We start from the raw sequence: 3,720 nt of genomic DNA, 5'->3' as shown, positions 1-3,720 counted from the left end.
GGGAGACCCCCGCCGACATGCGGATGCCCGGCCCGCCGATGGATGGCGGCAGCCTGCTCGGCAAGCGCCCGGGCGCGGCTGAAGCCGATCCGGCCAGGATGCCGGCGGAACATCTCCTGCACCTCATCCTGCAGGACTGCACGAGCTGCCATTCGAAGTTCCGGCAAAAGCAACAGTAAACGCGGTCACCGACACGCGCTTTTCCGCACAATCAAATCAGTTTGTGCTAATATACTGAGGCCATGCTCATCCGTGCATGACAGGTTTAGGGAGGATGCGATGAAGACGATGAATCGCAGGTCTGCAATCGCGCTCGGCGTGACGGCCGCAACGGTTGCTCCCCTGTTCGCAACGGCAACATTTGCGAAAACCAAGAAGTACGGTGCGAACGAAGGCAAGGAGATTGCGCCGGGCGTCAGAGTGGTCGAGGTCGGCACCGGCAACTCCGACATTCCCGCCTACAAGAGCATCTCGATTGTTGACGTGGTGTTTCAGCCCGGAGCGCACGCTCCTCAAAGTGTGATGGATAACGACATGGTATGCACCATTACTTCCGGCGCATTCACCATCAAGAAGGCGGACAAGGAGTTCAAGCTCAAGGTCGGTGACATGTACACCTGCTCCAAAGGCAAGACCGACGAGGCGACAAATACCAGCAAGGAAGTCGGCGTGCATCGCATCGCCGTCCTTGTGCCCGCGTAAAGGATAGAGCGACCCAGCTCTTTGATAGAGCCCCCGAACTTCAACGGAAGGCCTTGCGATTTGCCAAGGCCGGCCCGCAGGGACATATCGCGGCCGCCCTGGCCGTGCGGCTTTGCTATGGCGAGAATTCACGGCTGGATGCCTGCGCCATGAGTTCTTTAGGCTAGAGGCCGAGGGTCGCGGCCGCCACCGCCAGGTACCGGCCGGTCTTGGCAACGGTGACGATGGCGATAAAGCTCCATAGGGGCTCGCGCAGCACGCCGGCCATCACCGTCAGCGGATCGCCGATAAATGGAGCCCAGCTCAGCAGCAGGCTCCATCGTCCGTCACGGTGATAGCGCGCCGCCGCGCGGTCGAGCGCGGCAGGCTTTGCCGGAAACCATTTGCGGTCGCCGAAGCGATCGATGCCGCGGCCCAGCAGCCAGTTGACCACCGAACCAAGCACGTTGCCGATCGTCGCGACCAGAACCAGCGCGGCCGGCGAATGGGTCCCGGCCAGGAGAAAGCCGACCAGTGCTGCTTCCGATTGCAGCGGCAGGATGGTCGCGGCGGCGAAGGCGGTCAGGAAGAGTCCGCCGAAGGCGGCAAGGTCACCAAGCATTGCCGTCCGTCAGTTCGCCTCTCGCCATCCCGATTATCGACGGCTTGGGTCATGGCGACCGTCGCCCAACTCCCGGCGCGTATCACGAAAGTGACGCGCTCGCTCCCCTATATGCTAGGCTTATGTCGTCAAAACAGGGTCATCGTTATGGATGCCAGCGAATTGCAGGCCATAGGCGACACGCTGATGTGCCTCGTCACCCCCGATATGAAGCCGAAAGACCTGCTCAAGGCGGTGCGCAAGGAGCATCCCGACGCCAGGAAGAAGGACATCGCCCGCGCCGCCTTCCATGCCATCATCGCCAATGCCGACCAGGATCCCGGCAAATCGCGCAACCTCCAAGCTTTCGCGCTTGCCGAGCGCACCCAGCAATCGGAATAAATTGCCGCGAATTGTAGCATTGGGCTTGCTGGAAACTTAATAAGCGACTTCTAATTTATGGCTCCGCCGGCAACTGGCCCCAACCGGTACTAAGCCCATGACCAAAAACCTCGGCAATGCCAAACCCAGCGCTCCAGCCAAGGAGATAAGCGCCTCGCTTTTCAGCAGGGCGGCGCCGGCGCTGTTTCCGCTGGTGGTCGCGGCGCTCGGCTATCTTTTCGGCCAGCATTATTTCGGCTTTTGACGCGCGGCCGGTTTCAGGTGGTTTTCAGTCTGATTGTGATTGGTCCGTCTCGGCCCCTGCGCTTGCAGCTTTGGTCCTAGGGCCTAGGTCGTTCTTGCCCTCGCATGGGCGCGAGCGCATCCTTTCCTGTAGCCGGCGGCCTCGCAAACTCCGGTCAGGCCCGGCCGCCGAACCCAGTATCACCCCCCAAGGCAGCCGGGCCGCCCATCGCTCCCCACCACTCCGTGAGTTATTGTAGTCTTTGCTCCGGACGGGGCGACGTAGGCGCCATAGTCGTTTTTATCCGTCAGATTTCAAAAACCTACTGAGTATCGGCGAGTGCCTTCGCACTAAATGTCGATCAGCTCCGCTTTCGGCAACTTAAGGCGCTCTAGATCGTATTGGGTCTAGGCACCAGATACTTGGGCCGAAGGCAGGAGCCGTATGATAACAAGCGAGCCAGACAGTGTCCGTGTAAAAGCCGTCAATGGCCAATGGATCGTGCGCGTCGTCGACGGTGGCAGGCTGACGCAGCAAGTGTTCGACATTCACGAGCAGGCCGAGAGCTTCGCCGAGGAGGAGCGGCTGCGATTGGGGCTTCCCGGGGAGCCACCGGCCGAGGAGCCGCCCGGTCCGCCGCAAAGCGGACAGGCTGGCTGAGATCGTCGACGCTCATGGCCAACTGTGAAAATGCGAGACAAATCGGCGGACGGCACGCGGGTGTTGCATTTGCCTTCGACGCACTGGCCACGCAACGCCGCTCGCTGACCCGAGTGTTTGGACACAAGTCGCCAGCGGAGCGCGGTGTTCCGCCTTCGCTACCCCAGATGTTGCGCCCTGAGCGTCTCCTTCATCCGCTCGAGCGCCGGCTCGCCGCCGGCCGCGAGGTCATCGGCGATTTGGGCAAGCTTGTCGTCGGCCTTGCGGTGTTTGCTGCCCCAGGCGCCTAGCGTCGCCAGCACCGGCAACAGGTCGATGCCGGCCTCTGTCAGCCGGTAGATCGCCTTCAGGCCATGGCTGGGATCGTCGCTTCGGGTGAGGATGCCTTCGTCCTGCAGCGTCTGCAGCCGCTCGGCCAGCGTGCGCGACGAGATGCCTTCGTCGGACTGCAGGAATTCGCGGAAATGCCGTTTCCCGGCGAAAGCCAGGTCGCGGATGATGAGCAGTGTCCAGCGGTCGCCGAGCAATTCGAGCGAGAGGCTGATCGGGCAGCCAGACCGTCCCTTGGTCGCCATCAACATACTTCCATTTGTAAATCAATTTACTATTGACACCATTGCCGCTTTGCGTCAAACGGTTCCAAAAGTAAATCATTGGCGAGGAGAATGAGCATGAGGAAGCTGATCCTTCAGATGCAAATGTCGGTGGACGGCTTTGTCGGCTCCGATGAGGATCGTCGCTGGCAGCTTTGGGAATGGGGCGACGACAGCGACTGGGACGAGGACTTGAAGCAGGATTTCAATGCCGTCTTCACGACCGTCGGCACCATCCTGTTGAGCCGCAAGATGGTGGAAGAGGGCTACCTTGCCCATTGGGGCAATGCGGCCAAGAAATATCCGAAGGATCGCTTCTATGCTTTCGCGCAGCGTATCGTCGAGGCTGAGAAGGTCGTCGCGAGCGACAAGCTTGCAGCGTCGCGCTGGGAACGGACACGGGTCGTAAGCGGCGACCTGCCGCGCGAGGTCGGCGCGCTGAAGCAGGGCGAGGGCGGCGACATCGCCGTGTTCGGCGGCGCCGGCTTCGCCTCGGCGCTGATCGCCGCCGGCCTGGTCGACGAGTTCCAGCTCTTCATCAATCCGGCGGTGCTGGGGAA

At 61.5% G+C, this 3,720-nt stretch carries 7 protein-coding genes; 5 read left to right on the top strand and 2 right to left on the bottom strand.

Features of this window, described 5'->3' with window-relative positions:
• Nucleotides 1–279 precede the first annotated feature (279 nt).
• Nucleotides 280–702: a hypothetical protein gene (locus EOA28_RS28440; protein WP_127253382.1), complete on the top strand. Its 423-nt coding sequence runs from the start codon at nt 280–282 to the stop codon at nt 700–702.
• Nucleotides 703–865: 163 nt separating this feature from the next.
• Here the strand turns inward: EOA28_RS28440 and EOA28_RS28435 are convergent, their stop codons facing one another.
• Nucleotides 866–1,303 (bottom strand): YqaA family protein, encoded by a 438-nt coding sequence (locus EOA28_RS28435; protein WP_127253381.1) that lies wholly within the window; start codon nt 1,301–1,303, stop codon nt 866–868.
• Between the two features lie 51 nt (nt 1,304–1,354).
• Between EOA28_RS28435 and EOA28_RS28430 the strand changes: the two genes are divergently transcribed.
• The 3 genes from EOA28_RS28430 (at nt 1,355) to EOA28_RS28425 (ending at nt 2,567) form a co-directional block, all read left to right on the top strand.
• Nucleotides 1,355–1,684, top strand: a complete 330-nt coding sequence (locus tag EOA28_RS28430; protein WP_245501612.1) for a hypothetical protein — start codon at nt 1,355–1,357, stop codon at nt 1,682–1,684.
• 97 nt (nt 1,685–1,781) lie between these two features.
• A complete protein-coding gene (locus EOA28_RS39075) occupies nt 1,782–1,928 on the top strand; it encodes a hypothetical protein (protein WP_189342223.1) in 147 nt (48 codons plus the stop codon).
• Between the two features lie 423 nt (nt 1,929–2,351).
• Nucleotides 2,352–2,567 carry a hypothetical protein gene (locus EOA28_RS28425; protein ID WP_127253379.1) on the top strand — a complete coding sequence of 72 codons (216 nt, stop codon included), beginning with the start codon at nt 2,352–2,354 and terminating at the stop codon, nt 2,565–2,567.
• A gap of 158 nt (nt 2,568–2,725) precedes the next feature.
• Here the strand turns inward: EOA28_RS28425 and EOA28_RS28420 are convergent, their stop codons facing one another.
• Complete coding sequence (locus EOA28_RS28420) at nt 2,726–3,142, bottom strand: helix-turn-helix domain-containing protein (protein WP_127253378.1); 417 nt, start codon at nt 3,140–3,142, stop codon at nt 2,726–2,728.
• Between the two features lie 96 nt (nt 3,143–3,238).
• Here EOA28_RS28420 and EOA28_RS28415 point away from each other — a divergent pair.
• Nucleotides 3,239–3,720, top strand: a 482-nt coding sequence (locus EOA28_RS28415; RefSeq protein WP_128315518.1) for a dihydrofolate reductase family protein, incomplete at its 3' end; no start/stop codon positions are given.

It is taken from the genome of Mesorhizobium sp. M2A.F.Ca.ET.067.02.1.1 (assembly GCF_004023285.1).
GTDB lineage: Bacteria > Pseudomonadota > Alphaproteobacteria > Rhizobiales > Rhizobiaceae > Mesorhizobium.
The sequence above is the reverse complement of the archived record's forward strand: the minus strand, read 5'-3'. Positions and strand labels throughout refer to the sequence as shown.